Annotated in this window: 29 protein-coding genes and 1 pseudogene; 9 read left to right on the forward strand and 21 right to left on the reverse strand. The window is 66.6% G+C overall.

The window, feature by feature from the left end; all coding sequences use genetic code 11:
• Window positions 1-1295 precede the first annotated feature (1295 nt).
• The 3 genes from ACWELQ_RS01740 to ACWELQ_RS01750 form a co-directional block, all read right to left on the reverse strand.
• Window positions 1296-1634 carry a hypothetical protein gene (locus tag ACWELQ_RS01740; protein ID WP_452395112.1) on the reverse strand — a complete coding sequence of 113 codons (339 nt, stop codon included), beginning with the start codon at window positions 1632-1634 and terminating at the stop codon, window positions 1296-1298.
• Window positions 1635-1646: 12 nt separating this feature from the next.
• Window positions 1647-1895 carry a hypothetical protein gene (locus ACWELQ_RS01745; RefSeq protein WP_452395113.1) on the reverse strand — a complete coding sequence of 83 codons (249 nt, stop codon included), beginning with the start codon at window positions 1893-1895 and terminating at the stop codon, window positions 1647-1649.
• 200 nt (window positions 1896-2095) lie between these two features.
• Window positions 2096-3364, reverse strand: a complete 1269-nt coding sequence (locus tag ACWELQ_RS01750) for a GH12 family glycosyl hydrolase domain-containing protein (protein ID WP_452395114.1) — start codon at window positions 3362-3364, stop codon at window positions 2096-2098.
• Between the two features lie 371 nt (window positions 3365-3735).
• On the opposite strand from ACWELQ_RS01750, the gene ACWELQ_RS01755 reads away from it, so the two are divergent.
• Entirely contained in the window at window positions 3736-4074 is a 339-nt protein-coding gene (locus tag ACWELQ_RS01755) for a histone-like nucleoid-structuring protein Lsr2 (RefSeq protein WP_452395115.1), read from the forward strand.
• A gap of 71 nt (window positions 4075-4145) precedes the next feature.
• Here the strand turns inward: ACWELQ_RS01755 and ACWELQ_RS01760 are convergent.
• The 4 genes and pseudogenes from ACWELQ_RS01760 to ACWELQ_RS01775 all read right to left on the reverse strand — a co-directional run bounded on the left by ACWELQ_RS01760 (window position 4146) and on the right by ACWELQ_RS01775 (window position 9133).
• Window positions 4146-5630, reverse strand: a pseudogene (locus tag ACWELQ_RS01760) (nitrilase-related carbon-nitrogen hydrolase).
• Window positions 5631-5958: 328 nt separating this feature from the next.
• On the reverse strand, window positions 5959-6873 hold the full coding sequence (locus ACWELQ_RS01765; RefSeq protein WP_452395116.1) for a hypothetical protein: 915 nt from the start codon (window positions 6871-6873) through the stop codon (window positions 5959-5961).
• A 589-nt stretch (window positions 6874-7462) separates the two neighbouring features.
• Complete coding sequence (locus ACWELQ_RS01770; RefSeq protein ID WP_452395117.1) at window positions 7463-7651, reverse strand: hypothetical protein; 189 nt, start codon at window positions 7649-7651, stop codon at window positions 7463-7465.
• Window positions 7652-8539: 888 nt separating this feature from the next.
• Window positions 8540-9133, reverse strand: coding sequence for a hypothetical protein (locus ACWELQ_RS01775; RefSeq protein ID WP_452395118.1), 594 nt, complete (start codon window positions 9131-9133; stop codon window positions 8540-8542).
• A gap of 350 nt (window positions 9134-9483) precedes the next feature.
• On the opposite strand from ACWELQ_RS01775, the gene ACWELQ_RS01780 reads away from it, so the two are divergent.
• Window positions 9484-9933, forward strand: a complete 450-nt coding sequence (locus ACWELQ_RS01780) for a hypothetical protein (RefSeq protein WP_452395119.1) — start codon at window positions 9484-9486, stop codon at window positions 9931-9933.
• A gap of 39 nt (window positions 9934-9972) precedes the next feature.
• Here ACWELQ_RS01780 and ACWELQ_RS01785 read toward each other — a convergent pair whose 3' ends face one another.
• Entirely contained in the window at window positions 9973-10800 is an 828-nt protein-coding gene (locus ACWELQ_RS01785) for a hypothetical protein (protein ID WP_452395120.1), read from the reverse strand.
• Window positions 10801-11085: 285 nt separating this feature from the next.
• Here ACWELQ_RS01785 and ACWELQ_RS01790 point away from each other — a divergent pair, with 285 nt between their 5' ends.
• Window positions 11086-12441: a hypothetical protein gene (locus ACWELQ_RS01790; protein ID WP_452395121.1), complete on the forward strand. Its 1356-nt coding sequence runs from the start codon at window positions 11086-11088 to the stop codon at window positions 12439-12441.
• Between the two features lie 334 nt (window positions 12442-12775).
• On the opposite strand, the gene ACWELQ_RS01795 is transcribed toward ACWELQ_RS01790, so the two are convergent.
• From ACWELQ_RS01795 to ACWELQ_RS01805, 3 genes are all read right to left on the reverse strand, one after another.
• Window positions 12776-13219 carry a hypothetical protein gene (locus ACWELQ_RS01795; RefSeq protein WP_452395122.1) on the reverse strand — a complete coding sequence of 148 codons (444 nt, stop codon included), beginning with the start codon at window positions 13217-13219 and terminating at the stop codon, window positions 12776-12778.
• A gap of 252 nt (window positions 13220-13471) precedes the next feature.
• Window positions 13472-13774 carry a hypothetical protein gene (locus tag ACWELQ_RS01800; protein WP_452395123.1) on the reverse strand — a complete coding sequence of 101 codons (303 nt, stop codon included), beginning with the start codon at window positions 13772-13774 and terminating at the stop codon, window positions 13472-13474.
• Between the two features lie 388 nt (window positions 13775-14162).
• The gene (locus ACWELQ_RS01805) at window positions 14163-14588 is read right to left on the reverse strand and encodes a hypothetical protein (protein ID WP_452395124.1); all 426 of its coding nucleotides are present in this window, start codon (window positions 14586-14588) and stop codon (window positions 14163-14165) included.
• A 150-nt stretch (window positions 14589-14738) separates the two neighbouring features.
• On the opposite strand from ACWELQ_RS01805, the gene ACWELQ_RS01810 reads away from it, so the two are divergent.
• Both ACWELQ_RS01810 and ACWELQ_RS01815 read left to right on the forward strand, forming a co-directional pair.
• Complete coding sequence (locus ACWELQ_RS01810; RefSeq protein ID WP_452395125.1) at window positions 14739-15212, forward strand: hypothetical protein; 474 nt, start codon at window positions 14739-14741, stop codon at window positions 15210-15212.
• Between the two features lie 185 nt (window positions 15213-15397).
• Window positions 15398-15676, forward strand: a complete 279-nt coding sequence (locus ACWELQ_RS01815) for a hypothetical protein (RefSeq protein ID WP_452395126.1) — start codon at window positions 15398-15400, stop codon at window positions 15674-15676.
• Between the two features lie 59 nt (window positions 15677-15735).
• Here the strand turns inward: ACWELQ_RS01815 and ACWELQ_RS01820 are convergent, their stop codons facing one another.
• Both ACWELQ_RS01820 and ACWELQ_RS01825 read right to left on the reverse strand, forming a co-directional pair.
• Window positions 15736-16137 (reverse strand): hypothetical protein, encoded by a 402-nt coding sequence (locus ACWELQ_RS01820; RefSeq protein WP_452395127.1) that lies wholly within the window; start codon window positions 16135-16137, stop codon window positions 15736-15738.
• Window positions 16134-16427, reverse strand: a complete 294-nt coding sequence (locus ACWELQ_RS01825) for a hypothetical protein (protein WP_452395128.1) — start codon at window positions 16425-16427, stop codon at window positions 16134-16136. The genes ACWELQ_RS01820 and ACWELQ_RS01825 overlap by 4 nt, the downstream gene beginning before the upstream one ends.
• 997 nt (window positions 16428-17424) lie before the next feature.
• On the opposite strand from ACWELQ_RS01825, the gene ACWELQ_RS01830 reads away from it, so the two are divergent.
• Window positions 17425-17976, forward strand: a complete 552-nt coding sequence (locus ACWELQ_RS01830; protein WP_452395129.1) for a hypothetical protein — start codon at window positions 17425-17427, stop codon at window positions 17974-17976.
• Between the two features lie 55 nt (window positions 17977-18031).
• Here ACWELQ_RS01830 and ACWELQ_RS01835 read toward each other — a convergent pair whose 3' ends face one another.
• The 7 genes from ACWELQ_RS01835 to ACWELQ_RS01865 all read right to left on the reverse strand — a co-directional run bounded on the left by ACWELQ_RS01835 (window position 18032) and on the right by ACWELQ_RS01865 (window position 23086).
• Window positions 18032-18580: an RNA polymerase sigma factor gene (locus tag ACWELQ_RS01835; protein WP_452395130.1), complete on the reverse strand. Its 549-nt coding sequence runs from the start codon at window positions 18578-18580 to the stop codon at window positions 18032-18034.
• A complete protein-coding gene (locus ACWELQ_RS01840; protein WP_452395131.1) occupies window positions 18577-18939 on the reverse strand; it encodes a hypothetical protein in 363 nt (120 codons plus the stop codon). The genes ACWELQ_RS01835 and ACWELQ_RS01840 overlap by 4 nt, the downstream gene beginning before the upstream one ends.
• Window positions 18940-19490: 551 nt before the next feature.
• Window positions 19491-20441 (reverse strand): hypothetical protein, encoded by a 951-nt coding sequence (locus ACWELQ_RS01845; protein WP_452395132.1) that lies wholly within the window; start codon window positions 20439-20441, stop codon window positions 19491-19493.
• Entirely contained in the window at window positions 20438-21718 is a 1281-nt protein-coding gene (locus tag ACWELQ_RS01850; protein WP_452395133.1) for a hypothetical protein, read from the reverse strand. The genes ACWELQ_RS01845 and ACWELQ_RS01850 overlap by 4 nt, the downstream gene beginning before the upstream one ends.
• Window positions 21715-22011, reverse strand: a complete 297-nt coding sequence (locus tag ACWELQ_RS01855; RefSeq protein ID WP_452395134.1) for a hypothetical protein — start codon at window positions 22009-22011, stop codon at window positions 21715-21717. The genes ACWELQ_RS01850 and ACWELQ_RS01855 overlap by 4 nt, the downstream gene beginning before the upstream one ends.
• 14 nt (window positions 22012-22025) lie before the next feature.
• Entirely contained in the window at window positions 22026-22799 is a 774-nt protein-coding gene (locus ACWELQ_RS01860) for a hypothetical protein (RefSeq protein ID WP_452395135.1), read from the reverse strand.
• Between the two features lie 35 nt (window positions 22800-22834).
• A complete protein-coding gene (locus ACWELQ_RS01865) occupies window positions 22835-23086 on the reverse strand; it encodes a hypothetical protein (protein WP_452395136.1) in 252 nt (83 codons plus the stop codon).
• Window positions 23087-23381: 295 nt separating this feature from the next.
• Between ACWELQ_RS01865 and ACWELQ_RS01870 the strand changes: the two genes are divergently transcribed.
• The 3 genes from ACWELQ_RS01870 (at window position 23382) to ACWELQ_RS01880 (ending at window position 25493) form a co-directional block, all read left to right on the forward strand.
• Window positions 23382-24020: a hypothetical protein gene (locus tag ACWELQ_RS01870; RefSeq protein ID WP_452395137.1), complete on the forward strand. Its 639-nt coding sequence runs from the start codon at window positions 23382-23384 to the stop codon at window positions 24018-24020.
• Window positions 24021-24578: 558 nt separating this feature from the next.
• On the forward strand, window positions 24579-24806 hold the full coding sequence (locus tag ACWELQ_RS01875) for a hypothetical protein (protein ID WP_452395138.1): 228 nt from the start codon (window positions 24579-24581) through the stop codon (window positions 24804-24806).
• Between the two features lie 441 nt (window positions 24807-25247).
• Window positions 25248-25493 carry a hypothetical protein gene (locus tag ACWELQ_RS01880; protein WP_452395139.1) on the forward strand — a complete coding sequence of 82 codons (246 nt, stop codon included), beginning with the start codon at window positions 25248-25250 and terminating at the stop codon, window positions 25491-25493.
• A 197-nt stretch (window positions 25494-25690) separates the two neighbouring features.
• Here the strand turns inward: ACWELQ_RS01880 and ACWELQ_RS01885 are convergent, their stop codons facing one another.
• Window positions 25691-26194: a hypothetical protein gene (locus tag ACWELQ_RS01885; protein WP_452395140.1), complete on the reverse strand. Its 504-nt coding sequence runs from the start codon at window positions 26192-26194 to the stop codon at window positions 25691-25693.
• Between the last annotated feature and the right edge of the window lie 470 nt (window positions 26195-26664).

Genomic DNA, 26664 nt, shown 5'->3' on the forward strand with positions numbered 1-26664 from the left:
CGGTCGGAGACGCGCTCATCATGCCAACATTCGCGCGCGCCGACTGAAGGCTGTTCCCAGTCACGACGACGGCCCGCAGCACGCCAGAGAACCAGACCACGCACCCGGGCGAGGTGCCGTGTTCGGTGTCTTGCCCACCACAGGACACCGATGGCGCAGCCGGATACACGATTCGGCGAACACCGCCGCAGTTGTCAGCGATCTCCAACGGCAGATCACAGACGGAGGCGAGCCAGAATCACAGGGACCCTTCGCAAGGGCGTTGGACCGAGCCCGGGATGCAGCCCAGCGGCGACACAGCACCGTTGGGGAGGCGGAAGTCCCCGTGGGATCCCTCGCCGATCGTGTTCCCTCCGCGACCTTCGTACGAGGCACCCCTGCGACCGTCGTTCGAGGTCCCCTCGCGGCTGCCGCTCGAGCTGCCTCCACGACTATCGCTCGAGTGACAACCCGGCTCGGCCAGAACCGGCGGTGCCACGCTTGCCGCCATCACTGTCAGTGCAATCACGGCAAGAGATCCGCCGAGGAACTTGGTCAGGTAAGCAGACATGTGGTCCTCCACTGACGTTCCGGAGGATACCCCCGGAGCGTATAAAAAATAATGTGCCGTTATATAACGGCACATTGAACAGAGAGGCAACTGGCGCCTGTTCTCCGCACTGGGAACCGACTAGTGACACCGACGGCTCCCGGCGATCAACTCGCACGATTCCGCCCCTGCCAGGCGGTAAGTGGGGAGCACTCCGTTCGTCGGCGAGGTGTGTGCGTCCAGCTAGGCTCGAAGAGGCATCAAGGCGAGGCGGAACTGCTGCTGGCCCACTGAGCGTCAGGACCACCCGGATCGCTGCACTACCAATCGCGACAGAACATTTCGCGTGGCTCGAGGTGGATAGCAGGCGGCGCTGCCGGTATTGAAATCCGTCGTCCAGAATTCCGAATGGCGTGACGGGGCGTTCACCACATGCCGCAGCAAGAAGGCCCCCGTACGTCCGTGGGGTTGGTTGCGACGAGGTCCGATGAACATCTCATCGGGTCTGGTAGCTGGCGCAGAAAATCGGCCGCATACGACGTAATACCTTGCCTACCAGCAAGATATGTTGTGCTGACGCGACTGTATTCGACACGTAACCGTCTTTAGAAGTATCTGCCGGATTTCACGGAAACGCGTTCACATTGATGTGCCGGGTGGAGGCCCGCTGCCACGAAAACGGGCACCGGTAACCGTAGACAGGTCCGGCACGGCCGCAGTGTCGGACTCGTGGAGTTGGCTCGTTACAGATTCTCTCCGGTGGCGGTCAGGATGCCTTGCGGTCGTGCTCGTGGTGGGCGATGACCGCCAGGAGCTCACGCACCCAGGCGGGCCGCTGCTCACCGGTCCCGGCCTGGGCCAGGTCTCGTTCGATCAGCGATCGGATATAGGCCGACTGCGACAGCCCAAGCCTCTCGGCGCGCTGCTTGCACGCCTTGTCCAGGTCGTAGGGCATCTTGATCGAACGAGGAACCAGCACTGGTTCGGCGTTCGGGCCCACCGTGATCCCGAGATCGGCCTCGGTTACCGGGTCGCCGGTGAACTCCAGGCGATCCACCATAGCGTCGACCTCGTCGGGCGTCATGACGTCGAATGGGCCAGTCATGGCTGCTCGCCTCTATTTCTCGAGTTCGGTGAGTTGTTCTACGGTGAGGTAACGGGCGATGTACCCCTCGGTGTCGTGCCCCTTTGCGTGAGCGTAGACGGCGATCGGGGTACCGCTGTCGGCGCGGCCCCAGATGATGAACGTCGTCAATCCCGTCGCCGGATCGGTCGCGGGCCGAAACCACACCGGCCACTTCGCGGTCATCCACGCGTTGATCACATCGAACACATCATCGGGGTCGACGCCGTAGCGCGCCAACATCCTCGCTAGTGCCCAATACCAGGTGATCGCGTGATCGTCACCTGCAACGACTACCTCAGGGACTACCGAGAGCGTTGAATAAGCGATCTCCCTGGGGCGGGGGTGGGCTCGACCGCAGATCGAGCCGTCACGATCAGCTGGCGCGCGGACCGGGTCAGGCCAGAAGCGGATTCACGAGAATCGCGCCTCTGCCCTCGAGATCAAGTCGGGTTGGGCAGGACTGAGACCGGCAACGACCAGTTCTGCCCGGGGCCGCTGCCGTCGCAGTTGACCAGATCCAATTGCTTTCCGGACGTGCCGGTTTCGGACGGATCGCGGAGGCATAGGCCGTTTCCGTTGTTCTGTGCGGCGGTACCGAGATTCCAGAATCCGCCCGATCCCGAAGGCAGCCATACCTGGTAGGGCGAGCCGTTGCACAGATGCAGCGCGATCATCGCTCCGGTGGTGCCCATGCACATGCCGCCGTGACGGATCGTTCCATCGATGGCGAGGGTCCACTGCTGCCTCGAGCCACCGCCACAATGATCTATGCCGATCGGGTTCCCGTCGGTACCGGCGATGTCGCCGAGTTCGGACACGCACACGTCTGCCGTTCCCGCGGTGATCGAGCCGACCAAATAGCCCTTCCGTTCGGCCGCAGAGAACGAATCGACACGCAACCCCTTTCCGCCACTCCAGATTTCGAAACCCGCCTCGACCGCGACCAGATACTGAGAGGGCTTGACGATGCCTCGCACCACGGCGTCTCGGATGAAGGAGCGCAGATCGAAATCGACGCTGCTCGACGGGCTCACCAGTTGGTAGGCGATCATCGGCCAACTCGTGTTGTTGGCACTGATCGTGCGTGTCCAGGTATGGAAGGCCGTGCGGTTGACCCAGGACACCGTGCTGTCGGCCGGTGGCGGGCCGGGCGGCTGGCGGTCGAGCCAGATCATGAGCTCGGCGCCATCCGGCTGACCGGCCGACTGCGCGGACGAGTTGAACCACAGGTCGTAGGCCACGTCGTAATCGCCGGTCGTATCGGAGGCTCGTGACGTCGACCAACTCGATCTAGCGGCGCCGATCTCATCGACCTTGATCGGAAGCGTTGCGTTCTGGGTACAGACATTCCAGTGGCAGCCGTCGAATACCTCAGGGTAGGCGACGGGTGCGCCGTCCGGCCCGCCGCCGGACGCGGCCGACTCCGTCACCGTGAACCCGCTGTCGCTATAGGGTCGAAGGCATTCGGCGGCCTTGCCGTAGTTGTTGTTGCGGATCGCGTAGCGCCCACCGGAAACGAGGGCGGTTTGTTGCGGGGAACACAGATCACCGTCCGCGGCCCCGGCTGTCCCGCCGGTTACGAAGCTGGGCACGAACAAGTGGGCGATAAGGACGAGACAGAGCAGAGCGGACCGATTGCGAAGGAAAAGCCTTCGTTGAGCTGGCACGAAGCGACTGTAGGCAGCGACGATCCGATGATATTCCCACATCTGGGAAGCCCCGGATGACGCACCCGATTACGCCTCGGTACCTACGAGGTCGACGGTTTAGGAACCAGGGTTCGGGCAGAAGGTCCGTCCCACCACAGGACTCGCCCGCGGACGGCGGTCGTGTCGGTGCCGCGTGCGGTGTCGATGGGCACCGATATCGGTGCGGGAAGGTTCCACAGGGGGCCGAGGCTACCGTTGCCAGCGCAGTCATCCTCCCGCTGTTGGGAATTCAGGGATGCGCAAGTCACGATGACGTGATCGACCTCAGCGTCACGTCAGCCCGATACCCGGACTGACCTGTCGCCGGCAGCTGTGCAGAACTGACTGAACACCGGCAATGCCGGTGTGTGGATGACCCGGAGGAGAAGAAAATGGCAAGGAAAGTAGTCGTCAGCATCGTCGACGACTTCGACGGTGAGTCCGTGGCCGACGAAACCGTCGCATTCACTCTCGACGGCGTCGAGTACGAGATCGATCTCTCCCGGGCGAACGCCGAAGAGCTGCGTGGACTGTTCATACTGTGGAGCTCGCACGCACGCAAGATCCGCGGCAATCGACGGAAGTCCGCGGCGGCAAACCAGCGCGCACGCACCGGTCGCCAAGAAAGCATGGCGGCCCGGAATTGGGCTCGGGCCAACGGATTTCAGGTGTCTTCTCGCGGTCGCATCCCCAGCGAACTGCTCCGCTCCTACCGGGCCGCGACTAACTAACCGGCCCTCTCCCCCACCGCCTACTGCCCGAGCGCTCGGGCAGTTTCGGCAGACACCGTCACATTGTGCCGTCAGGCGTCGCCGCCCTCTTGGATCAGCCGATGAACCTCACGCTCGATCAGACCGAGGCGGGCTTCTGCCAGCAAGGGGATCTCGTGGCGCCGGCGGCGGCAGTCCTCGATATCGATGTCGGCGACGAGGAGCGAAGGATGCCAGAAGGGCACCTGCGCGGTGACCTGTCCTGAAGGGTCGATCACCCGCGAGCCTCCCCAGAACCGGGTGCCGTCCTCATCGCCGACCCTGTTGACGAACACGACCCAGCTCTGGTGCATGCGGGCAACGAAGGTGAGCAACTGATCCCAGTAGTCGATGACGTCGAGTGATTCCGGGCCGAATCCCGCCGCGCTATTGGCAGGGATCAGCATCACCTCGGCACCATCCTGGGCCGCCAGCCAGGGCAGGACTTGTTACCACGCGTCGTTGCAGATAAGAACGGCCATGCGACCAAAGCGGGTGTCGAACGCCTGCATGGATTGGCCTGGGCTGGCGCGTTTACGTTCCTCCCACACAAGGTAATTCGGCAGGTACAACTTGCGATGAACATGGTGCTTGTGGCCGCCGGTATAGTAGCCCGCTGCGTTGTACTGCCGGATGCCGCCGTCCTCGCGAAACCCGACAAGAACGTCCATGCCGTCTCGGGACAGGTCGGTCAATCGTGAGTCGGTTGATGTCAGCGACCTCCCGTCGCGAGCATAGCCGTGCAGAGACAACTCAGGAAAGATCGTCAACTCCGCGCCCAACTCGGCAGCCTCGTCGACGAAATTGCGCACAGCATCGAAGGACTTCGTCAACTCGCCATCGCTGGCGCAATCAAGTTGCGCGAGTGCAATTTTCATGTTGGACCACTCTTCGACACCAGCATGCATCGCACGGTACCCATGACGGACCTTCGCCTGCCCCAGCCACTTCCCATACCAGGGAGCAGTCGTCGAGGCGGTCGTCCGGCTGACGATCGTATGATCCGCTTGCGCGATCGACATGACTCGGCTGCGATACATTTTGCGCCGCAGCCGTGTTCGCTGATCGGACCCAGTCGGTCCCAGGCGCAGACCGACTGTTTCAGATCGGCAATACCGTCCGAGCAGTCGATCTGCGTAGTAAATCCGCGGCCACGCGCGTGTAAGGGTCAGGGCCATGCGCGTGGTCGTGGAACAGTTCTCCCCGCTACCGGGGGATAGTGGCGCAACCGGCCGAAATCCGGGCCTCCCCACCGATGCTGATGCGCATGAGTGGGCACTCCTCGGTGCGATCCCTGGCCAAATACGCTCGGCCATCGGCCGAATCGCTGATGGCGTGGCAGGCCAAGACCGACCCCGCTGCCCGGCGGCGCAGGTAGACCCGGCTGCCGGATCGCAAGGGCGGCAATCCCGCTCAAAATTGTGGTTCGACGCTGCAGGTGTGCATGAACGGGCAGCCAGGCTGCACCGTGCCTGGGAACAGCCGCCGGGCGGCCTCGCGGGCGCCAGCTGCAGAAACACGCCCCCTGACGTTCCCATGAGGCGGCAAAGGCGGGAAGCCGCACAGCTCAGCGAACGGTTGCCAGATGGGCTATCGAACGGTTCCACTCCCCGATGCCGGAGTTAAAGATGACCAAATCCAGGTTCCATGCGTTGGTCGCGTTGGTCACAAGCGTCGCAGCGCTCCTCGGTGTCGCAGCGTGTTCCTCGTCGGACAGCGACGCCAAGCACCTCGTCGTCTACAGCACAGATCCGGGGAACTCGAACTACAAGAAAGTCCTCGACGAGTTCGGCAAAGATAACGGCGTCTCGATCTCGGTCGTCAGCGGACAGCGGATCTCCCACCAGCCAGCCCTGCGTGCGCCAGTCATTGGTCTTGGTCGCGCACGGCGATGGCGTCCGCGCGTGCCGCGATGTCGTCGATGCGGTCCAGTAGGTCGTCGAGCTCGTCGAAAACAGCTTTCGCGCGCCAGCGCGCGGCGATGCCTCGGGCGTGCCAGTCGTCGTCCGGGTCGGCCCCGACACCAGTTGGGGGCGGCGCCAGCAGATGGCCGGTCGCGATATCGGCCACAGTATCGGGACTCAGCGTCTCGAGCTCGTCGATGTAGCCGTGCGCCATGCCGCGCTCGTCGAACCCGCACAGCAACGGTTGGGCCGCGTACTGCGCGAGGAACTGTTGCGGCACAAATGTTTCCGTTGCCCAGTCCGCCGTGTGGACGGCGGCCGCGCTGGGGTCGGTGTCGGTGAGGAGTTGTTCGAGACGGATGTGGCCGGTGGCTGCGGGCGCGTGGGTGAGGATGGCCACCCAGCGGGAAAACACTTGGACCGGGCACGCCGCGGTACCGGTGGCGGGCAGGACGAGCAGTGGTTGCGCGCCGACGGTGACGGCTTGTTCAGTGAGGGTGATCTCGGCCTGGGTCAGGGCCGAGATCTGATGCCAGGACAGCCCTTCGGTGGCCAGCAGCAGGATGACCGCGTCGCGGCGCCCGGTCAGCGCGTCGGGCCAGCCGATGACCGGCAGCCCCGCGATGATCGCGTCCGCGTGCGTGCGCAAGCGCGACAATCGTTGCGCGCGGCCTGGATTGAGCGCGCGCCGTACGGCTTCGGCGGCACCGGGGATCGGCATCTTCTCGGCCTTGTGGGCGGCGTTGAGGGCGCTGAGGCGGCCGCGCTGCGTGGCCGGGGTACCCGGATATTCCGACAAGTAAGACAGCGCGGTGTCGGCGGTGGTCGGCAGGCCGGCAGTTCGGCGGCCGCCGCCCAGCACACGAACTGCCGCCACTCCCGCGCCTGCTCACCGGACAGGCCCGGGATCCGCACCGGTGCAACCGAAGTGCTGGTGACATGCCCGTGTGCGGCAGGTGCAGTATTCGATTCGGTGTGGTCGGCTGTGTGCGCCATCGTGGTCCTGGAGGTGAGGTTGACCGTGCAGTGCCGCTGATCAGCAATCTACAACGACCCCGCCTTGGCACACGCGAACCGGCTGCCGATGCCCCGGGGCCGTCACATGACGAATCACAGGCCATGCCCTGTGTCGAGGGCTGTCGCCGTCGTAGAACCGGTACTCGCGATGCGTCGACCTCCACACTCCCCCGAGTCAGGCACTTCGCTTCGCCGAGGTCCGGCTGCACTACGCTCAGAACCTGGGTCGGGTTCGGTCGACAATTCCTCAAGGTTGTCGCTATTCAACCGAGCCCGATCCACCACCAGATCTGCCGCTCCTGGGGACCAGGGTCGTCGCCGGGACCGCCGACGGAAAACTCACCTCGGGCACCCGATCACGCGCTATCCGAGGTCGGCACGTGCGACGCTCTACTGCCCCCTACCGCGAGAACAGTGAATAGACCTCGAGCGAGCGCGGATCTGCGGGATCACCACTCGTGCAGCCGGTGCCGACCGCTCGATCCCGACACCAGCGCCGGTGCCGCGATCGGGAGCTGTTCGGTGGGGGCGTCGAGCAGTCCGTGCAGGTAGTCGCAGAACGCTTCGATCGACCCATAGCGGGCCAGTACCTCGTTGATCAGCCGCTGCACAGCCGATCCGGGAAGCCGGTCGCTCACTTCGCACCCCCTCCTGTTCGCCGCTGCCCATCGCCCGACGGCGTCACCCGGCATTCTGCACGATTGACACGCTCGCGCAGCTATTTTCAGGATATCTGTGACCGATCGTGCCGGACACACTGTCTTCACGTGCCAGCGCATCGGAATCGGCGCCGCTCCGGTACCGGTCCTGACTACCTTTCGCTGCGGGTGAGCCGAATCGGCGAGTGGTGGTCCGGGATGCGTGGCTACCACACAGCGCCGCCCCTGTTCGGCTCACTCGAAGGGTCGCCGCACTCGTCCGTGGCGGTCCCTGCGGCAGCAGCCTTCCCAACCGCAAGGGATGCTGTCGTGCGCGGAAAGTTGCTCCACCGCTGGCGGGCACACTCCCGCAGACACCGTCGGTGTGTCCGCCAGCTACCGACCGCAATCCGGCGCGCTGGAACATGAGCGTCTCACCCGCCTGCGAGCCCGAGGTCCTGGCCGCGCGGGTGAGACCTCCACCCCCGATTGGGCCGCACACCAGTCGAGGCCCGGAGGCGTGCGATGGCAGGTACTCCCCCGCCGACCCTGGCCCTGGTCCCGGCGCTTATGTCCCGCCCCCTGATCCCCGAAACCTCCGCCCGCCGCGACCCCGTTCCAGCTCCGGGATCCGGACATGGTCGATCAACCCCTGCAGACCTCGCTAACCGGCCACCGCTGAACAACCCGTTACCACCGCCTACGCCTCCATCGGCCACATTGATTCTGGCCTTCAAACGGCATCGACGGCCTGCTCTGTGGGCGCATCATGATTCGCAGCACCAGCATCGGCCCTGATTTGGGAGGCGACGCGGTCACCGTATCCAGAGAGGGCCGGAGAGACAACGGATTCGGCGTTGCCCCTTTCGGGCGTATTCGGGTCCACCCCTACTCCGATGCTGAGTCTTCCTCGTCCTGTCGCGCGCGCATCTGCTCGTATGCCGCGAGCCACAGTCGGTGGAATCTGTCTTCGTCGCCGCCGAGAGCGAGTACCGCGGCGCGTATGTACCGCCAGCGGGGCAAGAGTATGCCCGGCCTGAACATGGAGCTGAGGGTCCCCAACGAGACTCCGTCGCCGCGTGCGTTCGAGCGCGCCTGAATCTGGCGGAGTTTGAGCCCGCTGTCGTCCTTGAGCTGTTTGAGTTCCTGGTACAACTGCGTCCGGGGGTCGGTGAGCTGCTCGGGATCCGGGGCGTTTTCCTCGAGGTAGAAGCTCCACCGCCGGTCCGGGTCAGCACTTTTGTCGATCTCGGTCACGGCGTACCCGATGAGACCGCGGAAGGATTCGTAGTAGTCATCGCCGTCCTCGAGGTCGAAGTGACGCATGACTTCCAGTTCCTTCCACAGCCGTCGCACCTCCTCGACAGTCAGCAGCAGGGAGACCTTGCGGGTGTCATCGGGTACGTCCGACTGGCGCGGTGTGGCGTCGATCGCGGCGCGCCGCCGCAGCCACTGCTGGACATCGCCGCCGAACGCGGTCACCAACGCAGCGAGCGTTTTCCGGCTCGGGAGGGTCTCCCCCCGGTATGCCTTGAACAGCGCCGAACGCGAAACCCGTGTCCGCGTGGCGATTTGGTCGATTGTCGGTGCGTCGGGTCCGGCGGCGTCCCGCAGTCGCCGCAGATCGGCGGCGAAGCGTGCGACCGGTGTCGACGGGGGAAGGGGTTTGGGCGGCCGAGGCATGTTTGTATTTTATAGTCTCCTGCCGCCGAGGGTGGTCCATCGCGGCAATAATCTCTCGTAGTCCACCGGACTTGAACACGCATTTCCGCACGTCTACGCTCTGATCCGAACCAGCGAGCCGCTGGGGACTGATCGCGTAGGAGAAGACCGTGGACGAGACTCGCCGCAGCAAAATGAACGAGACCACCGTGCGCAAATCCATCAACCGCGCCTTGGATCGGTGCACGGAGTTCGCCCGCTCCGTCCTCGACGCGACCCTCCTGCACCGCGAACGCATCGCCCAGGTGGTCACCGGCATCTGCTACGCGGCCGGATTCGTCGCCGCCATTCTCGACTTCTTCGGCCACCCCGAGATCGCCAAGGCGATCCGGATCGCCGCCGGTATCGCCGCCGTGGTGGTCAGCCCGTATACGCCGATCGTGATCGGCAAGGCCCTGGCCTACCTGCGTGCCGCCGGGCAGGCCGTTCACCGCGGCGTGCGCGCCGCCGGGCATGCCGTCCGGCTCGGCGTCCGTGCCGCCGCCGGCCTCGGTGTCCGCCTGGCGCGGACGCTGCGCACGGGATGGCGCCGATTCTCGCGTTGGGCCCGTCGCCGATAACCCTTTCCGGCGACGGGCCGACTCACCCCGCCCCCGAGGTCATCGACCTCGGGGGCGTTTCGTGTGCGGCGGGCCCTCAAACCCAGGTCGTCGCATGGTCGGCGCCGATGCGGGCGGTGAGGGCGTCCACGCGGTCGAGCAGGTCGTCGAGTTCGTCGCCGATGGCTTTGTCCCGCCAGCGGGCGGCGATGCCGGGCTCGTGCCAGTCACCGCCCATCTCGGGGCCTGCGCCGGGCGGGGCGGGTCCAGCAGGTGCGTGAGGGCGATCTCGGCGACCACCTCGGGATGGAGCGGGTCGAGCCCGTCGATGTGCCCGTGCGCCAGGCCGCGCGCGTCGAACTCGCACAGCAACGGCAATCCGGCGTACTCGGCCGGAAATGGTTGCGGCACGAACACTTCGGTCTCGTCGGCGGGCTGCGTTTCGGTGGCGGTGAGCACGCGTTCGAGGGCGATGTGGCCGGTCGCGGCGGGTGCGTGCGCCACGACCCGGGCCCAGCGGGAGAACACCCGCACCGGGCACGCCGGTCCGCCGGTAGTGGGCAGCTCCAGCAGCGGCTGAGAGCCGATGCGCACGCCCTGCGTGGTCACGGTGACCTCGGCCTGGGTGAGGGCGGCGATCTGCTGCCAGGACAGCCCGCCGGTGGACAGTTGCAGGATGACCGCGTCGCGGCGGCCGGTCAGCGCGTCGGGCCAGCCGGTGACCGGCAGCGCGGTGATGAGGTGGTCGGCGTGCACGGCCATGGCGTGCAGGCGTTGCGCGCGACCGGGATTCAACGCGCGGCGGACCGCTTCGGCGGCGCCGGGCAGCGGCTTGTCGGCGAGGCGGTGCGCGGCGTTGAGCGCGCCGACCCGGGGGTAGTGGCGCAACCGACCGGAATCCGGCGCTAACGCACTGATGCCCGGGGCGTGGCGACGAAACTGCTGGTTAGCAGAGAACGTCGCTGGACTGCTCGAGTTTGTCGGTCGGTCTCGCTATCGTGGAGAACCTGGCCGCACACGCTGGCCTGACTCCGAGCCGGACTCACCCACGCAGGGAACTGGCGACGAGGACCGAAGGGTCTCGGACTCGCGTGCATGCTCGACAATCCCGTCTGCCTGTCACTCTGAACCGACGGCGGAGATGCGTGGGATCGCCGCCGACCAGAGGCAGCCATGACGAAGAACAAGGCCCGCAAACGCGCTACCAGGGCGCGTAGCGCCGAATCCGGAATCTCGCACACCGCAGCGCATTTCACCGATCCGCGTGGTGCCGGTGACCCGGCGATCCTGGAGCGGATGCGGTTGACCGGGGCGTCTCCGGAGCTCGCGGCCAGGATGGTCAACGACGCCCGCGCCTACTATGCACAGCACTTCACCGCCGAGGACAACAGCTGGGATGCTCGCCGAGCCTGGCAGGCCGCAGAGGCGGTCGAGGCGTGGGAGCAGCGCCGTGCTGGTCGGTTGGTGCGGTGGTGGAAGGTGTATGTCGATATCTGGGCCGCGGCTGTGGACGAGAACGAAGCCGCGGACCGGCTCACGTACTACCAGCGCCAGCTCTACCACTATGTGCCCGGAATCGACTGCCCGGCATGGGATCTGAGCCTGGCCGCGCCGCAACCGATCGCCGAGCGCGACGAGGTCTGCGAGGTCGCGGCCGCGGATCTGCTGGCCGAGCAGCGGGCAGCGCTGGTCGCGGACTATTCGCGCGCCGCCTGGGCATTCCGGGACAAGCCCCGTGCTCTCTACGGTGCCCGCGAGACCGCGCACATCGACGACTACGTGAGCGCGCTCAAGCTCGCCGCGTTGCGGCGCGAGGTCGGTATCACCGCGCGCCAGGACGAGCGGCTGCGTCAGGCGCGCGGACCGCTGCCCGCGGATCCGTCGCTGCGGTTCTGGCGTGCGCAGCGGTATACCGATGTGCTCGCCGGTCCGGATGAAGGATCGGCCCGCGCTCGCGGCGAGCAGCTGGCCGCCACCGTCGTGGACTACCTCGGCCGCCCGGTCGGCCGCCTGGCTGCGGTCGAGCCCGAGGACGGATTCGTCTCGGCGACCGATGGCCATTGGGTGCACCCCGCCGAGGACGCGTACTGGAAGACCCGCGATGCGCTGTGGGAGGACTACGACCGGTACACCCAGACCAGCGACCACGACCGCGCCCTGGCCGAAGTCTTCACCCGGGCCGCGACGCAATTGCACGACAGTTGGAAGCGGGATCGGCGCGAGACCGCGGAGTTCGAGGCCGGACTGCACACCCAGCCTGATGGCCGACGCACACAGTCCACACCAATGGACTTCGCGCTGGTAGAGCAGGAAACCCGGCAGCTCGTGCGCACCGAGGGGATGACCGTGGCCCAGATGCGCGCGCTGGCCGATGAGGACGACTACATGGCCGACCGCGTCTACGGCAAGGTGGTGCAGAACGCCGATGATGCGAAACGCATCGAGCGAGTGGCGCATCGAGCGACCATTCTGCGCGCGCTCGCCGACCAAGCAGACCCCACGGTGACGCGAACTACTGACATTCGATGACGGATCGCGGTGACCTGGCGATTTGGGCTTCCCGTGCACATTCGCGCGGAATCCGGCGCTAAGGAATTACCGCAGATAATGATGCATTATCTGCGGTAACCTGCCCTCGGGTCGCATGCGACGTGCCACGATGGTCCGCCCGTCCGGGGCGACTCGGTAATTTATCTGCGGTAGAGGTGGTCTCAACCCCTGGCTGAGCTTAGCGCCGGATTCCGGGCGGATGCGCCACTGCCCCCGAGACCTCTCACCGGCGGGGGCAGCATCCACGATAGCAGCGCGGACCTCGTTGTCCGCCCCTTCTAGGCGTTCGCCGGACCCATGGCCAGCCCATTGCTCAGGGGTTCTCGCCCCACACGATCGTCTGGTGGCGTGGGGTTCGAGTGGCAACCAGACCGGCCAGCGAGTCCGGCCCGGTGTAGGCGGCTCCCGCACCGGCGGCCATGTATCGCACGTACGCCTGCGCGAGGGTGGAGTCGTCGGCGGTGTTCCAGCGCTGTTGAACCCATCCGGGAATCGAATCGAAATCCCGTGTGCGGTCGAAGGTCTCGACCCCGGCCAGCTCCCGGCGGATCTCGATGTCGGCGTGGAGGAACGCCATGTTGTGCATGTCGGCAAGCATTGGCCCGAGCTCGGGATAGCGGTCACCAAGCACGTGGGAGATCGTGGTGAGATGGCGCCAGCGATAGATCTGTTCGTGCAGTATCCGCAGTTCGGCGAGACGGCGCATGCCGCCCTCACCACTGAATCCGTCGGCTGCCCGACTCTGCGCAACCTTCATACCTGTTCATAGCAAACGACCAGTTCCCCCCTTACGCACCTGACTGCGAGCGACCACCAATCTTGTGCGAGGCGATAGCCACAGCAGCTCTACTTGTCTCTGCCGGGCGTGCCTCGCACGCCATCGACGGTAGCCGGACGACCGCTCGAGTTCGCTCTGACCGGCGATCTATGGCACGGATTGCGGGGCTTTGTGGCACTACGGGTCACAGACGCCGTGCCGGGTAGCTAGCCAGTCGCGCGAGACCCCGGGCTACTGGCGGTCGTCGGTGTCAGGCGGGGCGACGATGATCGTGTTGACCGGTACGCCCTCACGAACGAGCAAGGTCAGTGGCCGCACCGGTGTGGCTTCGTCGACGGACCCCTCGGCGACGGCGAAATCGCCCGGGACCCCGATGTGTTCGCCCGGATATCCCCACGGCCATCCCTGCGAGGTGTCGGTGGCACTGGCACGGCTCCACAGATTGCCGTGGGCATCCACGACGAGATCGCCGGGCCGCCACACTGTCTCGGTTTCGGGCACGAGTGGCACGAGGTGGGCGGGTTGACGATTCACCGGGCCATTGTCGATCACAATGCGTGCCGACACCAGCGTTGACCTGGAATGCGAACGGCCCGAGCACCGCGGAGGTGGTGCGTCGGGCCGTCCGATCCGGGCATCGTGGCTGCCCTGCGCTCATGCTGGGCACCGGCGGTGTGCGGCGTTGCCGGGGGCGGGAGTCTGAAGTCCGCCTCCGGAAACACGGGGGTGCGTTTGCCTGCACGGTGCCGCTCGCAGTGCGCCGCACTGTTCCCGGACATCCCGGCAATCGTCGATTGCTGCCGGTGCCAACGAGTTTCGCCCACCAGTTCCCTGCTGGCATCTCGGGAATACAGGTAGGCACGCGAGGTCATCGCCTGGCACTCCCGGTCCGTCCCGTGCAGCGGCGGGCGGTGCGGCGCGGTCAGCGTCCGACGTACCAGTAGCTGGCGCCTTCGTGGAGCGCGCCCATGAGCTCGCGCCACTGGGCGACGGGGTGCGGGGCGCTGGCGATGATGATGCGCGGGCGGTGAAATCCCTCGATGACAACCGATTCCAGTGAGTACCAGGACTCTTGGTGCCCACAGCGGCCGCAGATGTTCGGGTTGAACCCATGGCCGCGTTCGCTGCGCTGCCCGAGCAGCGCCGCCACCTCGGCGCGGCCCGCAGCGGTCAGCACGCCACGGGCGATGTCGACGGGGAGTTCCTGGTCGACGGCGATGGCTTCGGTCATGCCGTCGCGGCCGGGCGCTCGCGCGGCTACGGCCCACACCCAGGTCTGCATCGCGCCGCATTCGCGGCACGGGTGCGGATAGCCCATCACGTCGATCAGCAGCGTCCCCTTCGCCATGCCTGCGAGACTGCCACGGCCGCAGGCGGTTACGGACCCGATTCCGGTTTCGCGGCGACAGGTTGCGTTGCCGCTGGTCGAGCGTTTGTGTCGGTGGGCCCGGATATGCTCGCTCGTCCGTCTCAACTACTCCACCTACGGGAGCTGTAGATGCAAGTTCCTCCGCTCGAACCGGCGCGCGCGGCTTTCGCGGTCGCCGACGAGCTCAACGAGACCGCCGTGGCCCTGGGCTACGCGGTCCTCGTGGATACCACCGTCACCGCCTCGCCGGCGGCGACGACCGACAGCACGGTCTACACCGTGCGGCAGCTGGGCGGGCCGACCGTCCACGCCACCGGCGACCCCGACAGCGTCCGCCGATACCTCGACGAGCTCGCGGGCCAGCCGCGGTGGCGCCTGGATCTCGAAGACCCGTCGATCGAGATCGACGGCGCGGTGATCACCGACAAGCAAACCCGACAGACCATCACCTTGCAGGGTGGATGGGCCCCGTTCATCGGCAACTGCGCCACCGTCGACCAATTCCGCACCACCACTGGCATTCACCACCTGTCGGTGGTCGGCGAAGCCCCGCCCGCAGTCGGTGCGTGGCATCGCTGGCCCGCACCCGTCGCGAACGACTGATCATTCGGCCCTGACACGCCGAATCCGGCCTTCGCGGCAACCCTCGCCGCGAAGGCCGGACGTTCGGCGGGCTCGTAGTCAGACGCCGTAGCGGGCGGCGATGGCGGCCAGGCGGTCCCGCCTGCGATTCGCTGCGGTGAAGTCCTACGCTGGAGGAGTCGCGCCCGATGAGGAGGAGACGTGAATTGCGAAGCCCGGAAGAAGAATTCGAGGACTTCATCGACCGCGTGAAGCACCTCGATCACGAGACGCTGGCCCTGCAGCGCGACAAGCTACGCCAGGAATGGGCCGACCTCGACCGGGCCCGACTCGCTATCCCTGCCGGTGCCCGCCGCCAGGCGCTCGACGAGCTCAGCCAGCATGCCTTCGATGTGCTGGAACGGCGCATCTACGCCCTGGAACACCCCACGGTCCTCGGACCAGATCACGGACGAGAGCCTCCCGACCGCCGCCGGAGTCGCTGAGCCCCAGCCGGCGGGGTTAAATGCCGGCCATCCCTGGCGTGGGTAGCAGCGCAGAGAACTCACCGGTCGAACCCGTCCCATATCGGGCGTTCGGACAGCGCCGACCGATCCGGCTGATAGTCCGCCAGCGCCGACCGGCGGGGGGCGTCCGGGAGTTGTGGTGCCGGACGGTCCGGGGTGGACAGCCACGTCGGATGCTCGCGATCGGCCGCCCAGGCCCGGTACTCAGCCCGAGCAGTCTCGTAGGTGAAGCCCAGTTCCTGCCAGGCATCGCGTAGGTGCTCGTGGGCGCGCTCGCTGGCGTTGACGAGATGCCGGTCCCGATCTGCGACCTCGGGCAGGCCCGCGTCGAGACGCTCGATGCGCTCCCAGATCGGCAGCAGATCCTCACGTCGCGGGACTCCGCGCATGCGCTTGAGGATTGCCTCGATCTCGGCGTACTCCTCGGCGGGGCTGGTCATGGCTGGCTCCGGTTCTGGGTGGCTTCGAGTTCGTCGGGGGTGAGGTTGGTAACCCACACCGCAGCCCATGGGTTGTTGATCCACATCGCGGCCTGCTTCTCGCGCAACAGGACCTCCCGCATCTGACTGCGCTGAGCTTCGGGGATCTGCGCGGCGTCGAACTCGTCGATCCTGTTCTGCCGGACCGTCGTTGCCCACGGGACCTGTCGGGGAGTGCCGATCAGTTCCGGCCATCCAGCAGCGCGGGCCCGTTCGGCGTTGCGCTCGTTGATTTCGTCGTAGTCACCCATCCAACGATGTTGCGACGCAACCGATCTTCTCGCACGTAGCAGGACGTTCGGTACGATCGTGATCAGCTGAACGGCGGGTGCGCTGTGGTGAGAATCCAGACGCACCCGCCGTGGTCTGCTACTGGTCGGTGGGACTGTGTCGTGCGGCAGCGAATAGGCCGATGACTGCGACGAAGACGGTCACGGCGGCGGCCGGGTTCACTAGAACCCCGGTCACGAGGGCCAGGACCGTGGCCAGTACGACCACGAGCAGCGGGTGGGTCGAGGAATCGGACCCGGGTTCTCTACTTCGAGGAGGGGTTACCCTCATTCTGTGCTCCGCTCCGGATGAGACGCTGGATGAGTACTTCTCGCCTCCCACCCCTTGCCCGGGTGGGAGGCGATTTCATTGGAGCACGCAGAATCGCCATGGTATGAAGCCACCCACCCCCACACTCTCGATATTTCTGCAGGTAGAGGCGAAAAAAATTGGTAACTCGGGGATGCGCTTAGAGTCACCGGCAGCAGACGAATTCGGGCATGCGCACGGACACGGAGGGTAGATGTCACGAGGTCTTGGGCTCGTTCAGCGGACGGTCCTGGCCGGACTGATGCGGGAGCGGGCGGAGTGGCAGACCCTCTCGGATCTGGGTGCTTGGAAAAGATTCTGCTGGACCCACCCTGGCACCAAGGCCGAGCGGTCGTCTTGGAGGCGGGCCATCCGGGGTTTGGAAGCCAAGGGGCTGGTCGCGACGGCCATGACATGGAGCAGCGGGGAACTCGAGGTGTCGCTTACCGACCTGGGGGTGAGGTTCGCGCTCAGGAATCCCGAGTTCCTGAGCGCCGCCGAACTCGATGCCGAGTGGAGCCGCCATGGGGGCTACCGAACCCCGGCTGAGCCTCACGACAACTGCCGCGAGCGTCGTGCGCGGCGGCAGCGAGAACGACGAGGACCCCAGAACTGACACGACACCGCCTCGCTCGGGTGTGGGCGGTCGTTTTCGGCAAGAATTGGTGCATGAGTGTGGGGGGATCCAGCGGTAATCGTCGTGGTCTGAGTCTGGACGCCGTTCATTGGCACCTTGCCCGTGAGGATGCCCAACGAAGCGCGGTGTCCACTCGCGCGGGCGCGGTTTTGAGTGCCAACACGTTTGTAGTTGCCGGGACGGCGCTGGCCTTCTCGTTGAAAGGGACGAAGCCGCTGAGTATCTGGGTGTTCGTGCCAGCGTTCGGTGCGTTGGTCCTGGTCGGGGCATCGGTTGTCTACGCGACCCAGGCACTGGTGATGCTGCGGGCTACCGAGCGGCGGTTCACTCAGCCACGCACCGATGCCTCGACGCTCTACAGCCCCTCGCTGATCAGCAGAAAATGGACGACCTTCGAGGACTTCCACGCGGCCGTCGTCGGGCAATCGGCCGAGCAACAGTTCCGTGGCGCTCTCGATGAGCTATGGCGCGCTTCCCACCTGCATCTCTACCGGTATCGCAAGTTCCGGAAAGCCACATGGCTGCTGCTCGTGGCCATCGGCATGCTCCTTGCCACGGTCGTGGCCTCAGCGATGTCGTACTGATCGCACCCGCTGATGAGGGGATGGCCCCGCCGGTGGCGGGACCATTCCTGTTGTCTCACCGATGGTTTCGCAGGTCGGTCGCGGCGAGGTTGTCGCGAGCCTTGTCCAGAGCCCGCAGGTAGCGGCCTTTGACCGACGCAACGGTCGAACCAAGCTGTTGGGCTACCTCCTGGTTGCTGTATCCGGCGATCCTGCGCAGGAACACCTGCTTCTCGGCGAAGGACATCGTGGTCACCGCGACCGACAAGTAGTCGGTGGCGGTGGCGGCGTCGCTAGGGTCGGCGGCCGCGGTGCCCAGCATGTCGACGACCGAGTCGGGGACGGCGGAGAAGTCGACCGGCTGGCTGTAGCGGTTGGCCACGTACTGCTTGGCCAACCGCAAGCCGACGGTGAACATGTAGGAGGAGGGGCTGGTGATGGTGTCCCACCTGCCCAGCATCTCTTCCATGGTCGCCGACACGATGTCGTCGACGTCGGCGTCAGCCAGCCACCAGAAATAGCCGTCGGCCGAGAACTGGCGACGCAGAACGCGCCGCAAGGACGCGACGTTGCGGTCGAAGAACTCACCGAACGTCGCGTCCTTCGACTCCGGGACGGTCGTCATCGCCGGTCTTCGGGATCCTGACCGGGTGCTTCCGGGTACGAGTGGGGCAGGAACACCCCACCGTCGCGGGCCATACCGCGCACGTTGTCCCAGTCGGCGCGGAGCTGACGCCAGTCCGAGCGCAGCTTGGTCCAGTTCTTGCCGATGGTGCGGGCCAGCGACAGGCCGCGGTCGCCGAGCAGAAAGCCCGCCAGCACTACCGCGCCGCCGGCGGCCACGCCATGAGCGGTGCCGTGCGAGAAGCTGACGGCGAACACGTCGGCGGACAGCACGGTGCCGACACCGTGCTGTCGGATGGAGGTTCGAAACGATCGGGCGTCGACGACGACGCCGGTTTCGAACGTCGGGTTGAAGGACATAAGGCAGTACTCCGTGTCTCTCGATAGGTGCTGCCGCTCCCCACTCCTGGCCAAAGGGGTCCGGGGCACGGCTGAACGGTGCACATGCTGCCCGGCACCGGACACGACACGAAGGAATCGAAGAGTCTTGTCCGCCAACGCTTTCGATCTTGATCTGCCGTCCCGACGGCCCCGCCCCGCTCGATGTGAATCAGCTCACACTTCCGCGTCTTTTTGGGCCGTGGAGCACACCTAATATGCGTCGCGGCAAATACCCGAACCGCGTTAGGATACGTGTGCTCTCGATACGATCCGCCGCCCGACTCCTGGCCAGGAACACGTCCAGGGTGGCGGATCAGGAGAACAAAATCCTTTAGTTTCAATAGAACTCGGGGCAGGTCCGCCCATTTGCCACACTGCCGCGGATGCCTCTGGCCGAATGCTGGGATGTTCTGCATTTGCGGGCTTCGAGACCGGGCAGTCATTTTCGGTGATTTAGATCACGTCCGCGGCGTCTACCTCCCTGAACCCCGCAGGGCGTCGAACGCCGCGCGGACCGACGGCGCGAGCCGTCAGATGCCATAGCGAGCGGCGATCGCGTCGACGCGATCGAGCAGGTCGTCGAGCTCGTCGCTGATCACCTTGAATCTCCAGCGAGCGGCGATTCCGCGCTCGAACCAGTCGCTGTCGAGCTCGCCACCTGCGCCGGGCGCGGGCGGGGCCAGCAGATGGCCCGTGGCGATATCGGCCACGGCGTCGGGGCTCAGCGGCTCGAGCTCGTCGATGTAGCCGCAGGCCATGCCGCGCTCATCGAACGTACACAGCAATGGCTGCTCTGCGTATCGTTCGGGAAACTGCTGCGGCACATACACTTCCGCTGCACCGCTGTCCGCGCCGACGACGGCCGCGGTCGAGTCAGCATCGGTGAGGAGCTGTTCGAGGCGAATATGGCCGGTGGCGGCGGGAGCGTGAGTAACGACAGTCGCCCAGCGGGAGAACACCCGCACCGGGCACGCCGCGGTACCGGTGGCGGGCAGGACGAGCAGGGGCTGCGCGCCCACGGTCACGGCCAGTTCGGTGAGGGTGATCTCGGCCTGGCGAAGGCCCGAGATCTGGTGCCAGGACAGTCCTTCGGTGGCCAGTTGCAGGATGACGGCGTCGCGGCGGCCGGTGAGGGCGTCGGGCCAGCCGGTGACCGGCAGGCCCGCGATGATCGTGTCCGCGTGGGCCCGCAGGGGCGACAGTCGGTGCGCGCGGCCGGGATTCAGCGCCCGGCGCACGGCTTCGGCGGCCCCGGGGATCGGCAGCTTGGTGGCCTTGTGGGCGGCGTTGAGGGCACTGACGCGGCCGCGCTGCGTGGCCGGGGTGCCGGGGTGCTCGGCGAGGTAGGCCAGCACCGCGTCGGCGGTGGTGGGCAGCACGGGATACTCGGCGGCCGCGGCCCAGCGCGCGAACTGCCGCCACTCCCGCGCCGCGTCACCTCGCAGGCCCGGAACCTGTACTGCGGCAAGGGATTCGGTCACAGTCCGGTCTCCAGCTCGGCCGCACGTTGTTGGGCGTGGCGGTCGTAGCGGCGGGAGGTCTCGGGGCGGGCGTGGCGCAGCTTGGCGCCGACCTCGGCGTCGGTCGCGCCGTTGTCGTAGAGGAAGGTGGCCATGCCGGCGCGTGGGGAATGCCCTCGGGCGGGTCCGGTTCCGGCGGCCAGCGAGCGGGCGTTGATCATGCGTGCGGCGGCTTGCCCGGTGAGCGCACGGTCGATGTCGTGCGGGATGCCGCCGTTGGAGACGGCCCGGAACAGCTGGGCACGGGCACGGTGCGGGGCGGGCCACGGCTCGTGACAGCGGTGGACGTGCGGGTCGGCGGTGTCGGTGCGCAGCAGGCGCTGCACAGCGATCGAGGCGGCGTCGGTGATCTGCTCGGCGAGCGCGCCGGTGGCCATCTCGTCGTCGGTGTATCCGGCGGCTCGGAACCGGGCGTGTGCACTGCTGCGGGCTTCGTCGGCGGCCGACAGCACGACCTGCCAGCGGATCAGCGCGCACCACGGGCACACCAGGGCGTCGCCGGTGCCGCGTTCGAGGTAGAGGTGCTCGACGGCGGTCTGGCTGGATTTGCTGCCGCGCAACCGGATTCGCAGACGCGGGCGGTCGGGGTCGGGGCCCGCGACCACCTCCAGGTCGCCCAGGCGCAGGGCCAGGGCCTCGCCGCGACGTTGCGCGGCCGCGTAGAGCAGCACCAGCAGCGCGATGTCGCGCCGCGCCGCGACCTTGTGTCGCCAGCGCTTCGATGTCTCGGCGGTGTCGTGGATGTGGGTGACGATGGTGGTGAGCGCGTCGGGCAGCATCGGCGGGGCCTGGTCGGGGGCCTCGCCTGCCTTGGTGCGCAGACGGCGAATGCCGCGCAGTGCCTTGGCGACGGTGGCGTCGGCGGTCGGATCCGGCAGTCCGGCATCGGCGTGCACGCGGGCGATGGCCGCCCGCCACACGGTCAGGGTGTCCTTGCTCAGGTTGCGGTCGGTGTCGGCGGCGCTGACGGCGAGGTAGCGGGCGACGGTGCGCGGGGTCGCGGGCAGCGCGGTGTGGCCGTGGGCGTCGCACCAGGCGGCGAATCCGCGCCAGGCCGAGGCGTAGGTGCGGGTGGTGTTGTCGGCGTCGGCGGCCGCCATGTAGTACGCGACCAGGTCATCGGCGGTGTCGTCGGCGAGTTCGGCACCGGTCGCGCCGACCAGCCGCAGCAGTGGCGAGGTCCGCCGCGGGCGCGGTACCGTCCCGGCCGGGGCGTCGGTGGGCGAGGGTTCGCTCACCGGTCGGGGTCGGCGGGGTCGCCGGAGTCGGGGCCGCCGTGGAACTGGTCGGGGCGGGCGAGTTGGCGCGCGACCGCGGCCCAGTCCGGGTCTCCGGCGGCGGCCAGCTCGCTCACCCGCCGGTAGGAGGCCGATCGCGCGCCTGCCATCGCCGCCCGGCACTCGGTGAGATCGGCGCAGGTGCGGGTGTAGGGCGCGGCGACGAAACACCATCCGCCGCTGGCGGCGGGAGGCTCGCCCAACCCCTGGCAATACCAGTCGCCCGGGTGGATGGGCCGCGTGGGCTCGGGCATCGAGTTCTCTTCTCTCAGTAGGCGAACGAGCTCAGGCGGGCGTGCGGATCATCGGATCGGGGGCCGTAGACGGCGGCGTGCCATTCGGCGCTCAGGCGCTGCCAGGCCCGCCACTCGGCATTGTCCAGCTCGACCGAGTCCCCCGGGCCAGAGTCGATCGCCTCCAGCAGCGTCCGGGTGTCGGCGGCCGGGCTCGACCCGGCGACGTCGGCGACGGGCAGCAGGTGTCCTTCGGCGTTGTAGAGCCGCGAGGGGCGCTCGTGCGCCCCGGTCGGTGCCGTGGCGGTGGCGAGGGTCAGCACGCGCACGACGGTGCGCCACGCCGACAGCGAGGCGTCGGAATCCTGGCGCTCGTCGACCTCGGACCAGACCTCGAGGAATTCAGCGAGCTCGCGCTGCTCGGCTCCGCGCTGCGAGGCCGCGGTGGTCTCGGCCCGCGTTATCGCCTCCAGCGCGCCGCGCAGCAGCGCCAGCTGCGCGGTGGTCGCGGTCGCGATGTAGAGGCCCATGTGCTCGACACCGGCATGGTTCACCCCGATCTCGGTGCGCGCGGTATCGCTGCCCACCTCGAATCGCCAGTCGTGCAACACGATCGCCTCCAGCGCCGCCTGCAACTGCGGCGCGACGAACTGCTCCGGCAGCCGCCACGGCTCCTCACCGTCGATGAGGTCCTCGACGTCGTTCGCGTGACGCAGGGCCGCGGCGAACTCGACGGCACGGCCGAGCTGCCCGGTCAGGTCGGGATGGTCGGGCACCAGCACGCGCAGGACTTCGGCGGGTGTGGACATCGGGTTCCCCTCGTGGTCGGTAGGAAGGGTGGCAATCAGTCGCCGCTGTCGAGTCGGCGGCCCTGGCGGCCGGTCAGCTCGAACAGCAGGGCGTCGGGATTGTCGGTGCTCATCGCGGCGCGCATCGCCATGCCGTGCAGGGAATCGGCAAGGAGGCCGATGTCGGCGTGGGTGTAGCCGTCGACGTTGAACCCGAGCGCGGCCATCCGCTCGACCAGCATCCGGACCTGCCCGGCCGTGCGGAACGCCTGCCGGGCGAAGTCGCCCACCTCTTCGTCGGTCCGCACGATCTTCCTCCCTGCTGCGGCCCGATCCCGTGGGTCCGAGACGACGGACGGCCACCGTCGTCACGTGACGGCCGATTCCCGGGGCGTGGGCGCGTTTGCGGTGTACCCTAGCGGCATCCACCGACAATCGTCGGTGTTCCCGGGAAATCGTACCCCTTATCATGCCATTGACGTGCGATTCGGCGTGATTCGCGTTCGTTAATATGCCTTATAGGAAGGCAACCTAAACCAGTTCGGGAAACTGGGATCGAAGGATAAAGACATGTAGTGACGTCTCTAATTCTAGACTCGGGTCATGCCCTCGCCGTTTCTGAGCAGCCAGCAAGCCGCAGACGAGATCCGTGCCCGGACCGGCGTCAAGGCTCACACGCGCTGGATCCGCGCCCTGTGCACGGCCGGTCTGCTGACCAACCACTCCACCAACAAGCGCGTCCGGATAGACCCCGTCGAGCTCGAGATGCTGCTGCTGCGCCACCCTCACCGCACCCTCGGGTTCGACTACCTCGGGGTCTCACTGATCGGGATGGACGCCAATAGCCCGGCCTTCCATCGCGATCCGCCCTGGCCGATCTATCGCACTCACGCCGGCTACGACCACCACAATTCGGCCGGGCTCACTCCCGATCAGCGCGCCCGCGCGATGACCTCCGTCTGGAACATCAGCGACGAGCTGGCCCAGAACATCGTCGATCGCGGGCTGCCGCTGATCGGCAGCGTCGGCGGCCTGGTCACCCCGCAGATGATCTACTGGCCGCGCGCCGTGGTCCCCCTGCAAGGCGGGGTCGGATTCGACGTCGACCCCGACCACATCGGCCACCCCGATATCCCGACCGGTGCCCTCATCGACGTCGCTCCCGGCAATGTGTGGCGCATCGTGACCGCCCCCCGCCAACGCGGCTGCGGGGCGGCACTCGGCCTCAAAATACTATCCTGACCTGCGGATACGATCTCGCAACAGCTATTCCGGCGGTCTGGCCGAGATGCGGATCTCGAGCGCATTCACAGCCTCGCCGGGAGCGACATCGTGATCGAGCTATTCGCAGGACCCGGAGGACCAAGTGGCGCAACCGATTCTCCTCATGACCGAACCGACTCCCTGGCACTGGTGGCTGCTGGCCCGCCGTGCCAGACCTACCCACCGGCTGGTCACCACACCCTGCGAAGGCATTCTCGGCGACGGGGTTCGTGCCTCGGCGGCAGTACCGTTGCCGTCTCACCGTCTCCGGAGTTGTTCACCGCCGGAGACCGATCGGCCCTGCGGTCGGCCCGGCGGTGATCCGCGCCCAGCACGTCGGTTCACCAACTGTTGCAGTTCCTTCTCCCGCCCACCTCTGCCTGCACCCGTCCACGCTCGAGTTGACGCGCGATTCAACAACTGCAACACGTGGAGAAGGCGGTTCGTACGGTGCTGGAGCACTCAAGCCGAGTCGGAGCATCGCCCATGGGGATGCCTTGATTCGGCTCCGTCACAACCGAATTGGGATACCACACCATGACCGATCCGAACCCGCCCGCTGAGCCCAAGTCGCAGGCTCGTTTCATCAAGTTCCTGCTGGTGACGATCTGCGCCCTCATCAGCGTGATCGTCGGCCTGACCGCCGGGATCCTCACCTATCGCGCCGGAAGCAGCTGGAGCGCAACGGTTATCCCCGCTGCAGGAGCCTTTGCCTCGGCGCTGGGGTTGAGCATCCTGGTCCTGAACACGCTATGGGAGGGCTGACAAACGTTCACGATGCCCGACCGGTGGCTCCGGGAGGTAGCCGCCGGGCCCGGCGCCCTGCGAACGAATCGATGCCCTCACCAGCTCGGCTACTCGGCGAGCAGTGCCTCGACCCGCGCGATGACAGCGGTCGCCGCTCACCCCGCTGGAATCCCACCGCGTCGAGGATCTCGATCACCGCGACCACCGTCTCGCGCGAAGGCGGTGAACCAAGGTCGCCAGGGCTGCGGCGGGCACATCGGCTTCGCCAGCATTGCGCGCCGCGACCACGATGCGTAGCAGGATCTTCTGCCGCGCCGACAGTCCAGCCCCGCCGCGCTCCACCTCCTGAGACTATCCGCCGCTCGCCCGCGCGGACGTAGTCGCTCCTGCACCCACTCACCCGAACCATGGTGCCCGACCACCCAGGACCAGCGCCTTGGCGCCGTCGATTCTTCGGCCGTGTTCGTCGTGCACCGGCAGCGCGGGCCCGTGGATTCCGAGGTCATGTCGCACCATGATCACCCTCTGCGGCTTAGGCCCCGTTGGACAACGCCGACGGCCCTGCCCGAGATCGCGATGGTGTGGGGCACCGCCTCCGCAGTCACCAACATCCTGAATAGCCCAAAGATGCCGTCAGCGGTGGAATACGGCTACGACTACATACCCTTGCCGTGCACGGTGGATCCGGAACGCATCATCGAATAACCGAGCGGATCTCGAGGGCCTCGGCGGCGAGCCGCTGGAGCACCTGCGAGGGTGGGCGAGCCGGCAGCGATCGCTTCGGAATTGCGGGCCGTACGAGGGCTAGGCGCGCCTCGATCTCGTCGACGGAATGCGCCGGTATCCCAATCAACCCGATCCAGGATGGCCGTTGGAACGCATCGGACCCCGAGTGAAGAAGATCATGCTCCGCTCACCCCGTCCTCGGCCACCACGAATGCGTGAGACATGTTCGAGCACAACACTCTCGTGCGGACCATGACAGAACATGTCGCACCGTTGACGGACACACTGGTCGAGTATTTGTCCGGGCTGGGTGAGATCACGGGGTTACCGCCAGCCTGGGTGTGCGAGCCGTTGGAGTTCCATTGTGGATGCGCAGGCGCGTCGCTGGTGTCGATGACCACCGCGGGCACATACGGCACCGGCATAGTGGACCCCGATCTCGCCGTCACACCCTGAATAGCAATGGACATCATCGGTGCCGCAGCCGGGAGGTCGCAGCCTACGACGCCGTTTGGAGCGATGGTGCAGTTGTTTCCGGCCATGTTGAACCACGCCACACCGTTCACGTCGACGAACGGCGTCGGGTCGATGAAGTCCGCTCGTGCGAGTCCCGTGGAGGCGACGCAGACCAAGACTCCCCCGACGACGGAGCCGATGAGGATTGCTGACGTATCTGGCATTGCGCATCTCCTGTGATGACTTCTAGCCGATCAGGTCGCTTACCTGTGGAAGCTGCTCAGGCATCCTGTTATGGATGACCCAGGCAACATGCCACCACTCCCGGTATTTGGCACGATCAGTCAGGCCGAAACGACCTTTCTGGACTTAACCGGCTCACCGCAGACGTCCCCGGCGTTCCGGGCACGACCTGAGAAACAGCGGCTGGCTTTCCTCGATCAAAGTCAGCTGACAATCGATGTCGTTGCGGCACCGGCATTATGGACTTGACCTCCGAGCACGCGGGGCTTGGTCGTCGACCTTGCCGATGTCCCCGGCTCTCCGGAGGCCTTCCGGCGAATCAAGGGATTTCATGCCTAATTGCGCATATCCCTATGGTCATATTCAATCAGGCGTGGTCTCGACCAACACATCGGGAAGCTGACTCGCCCGGGAACTCATTCGATGACATGTAGCCGCCGGGCCGGCTTCT

It is taken from the genome of Nocardia sp. NPDC004722, from assembly GCF_053601505.1.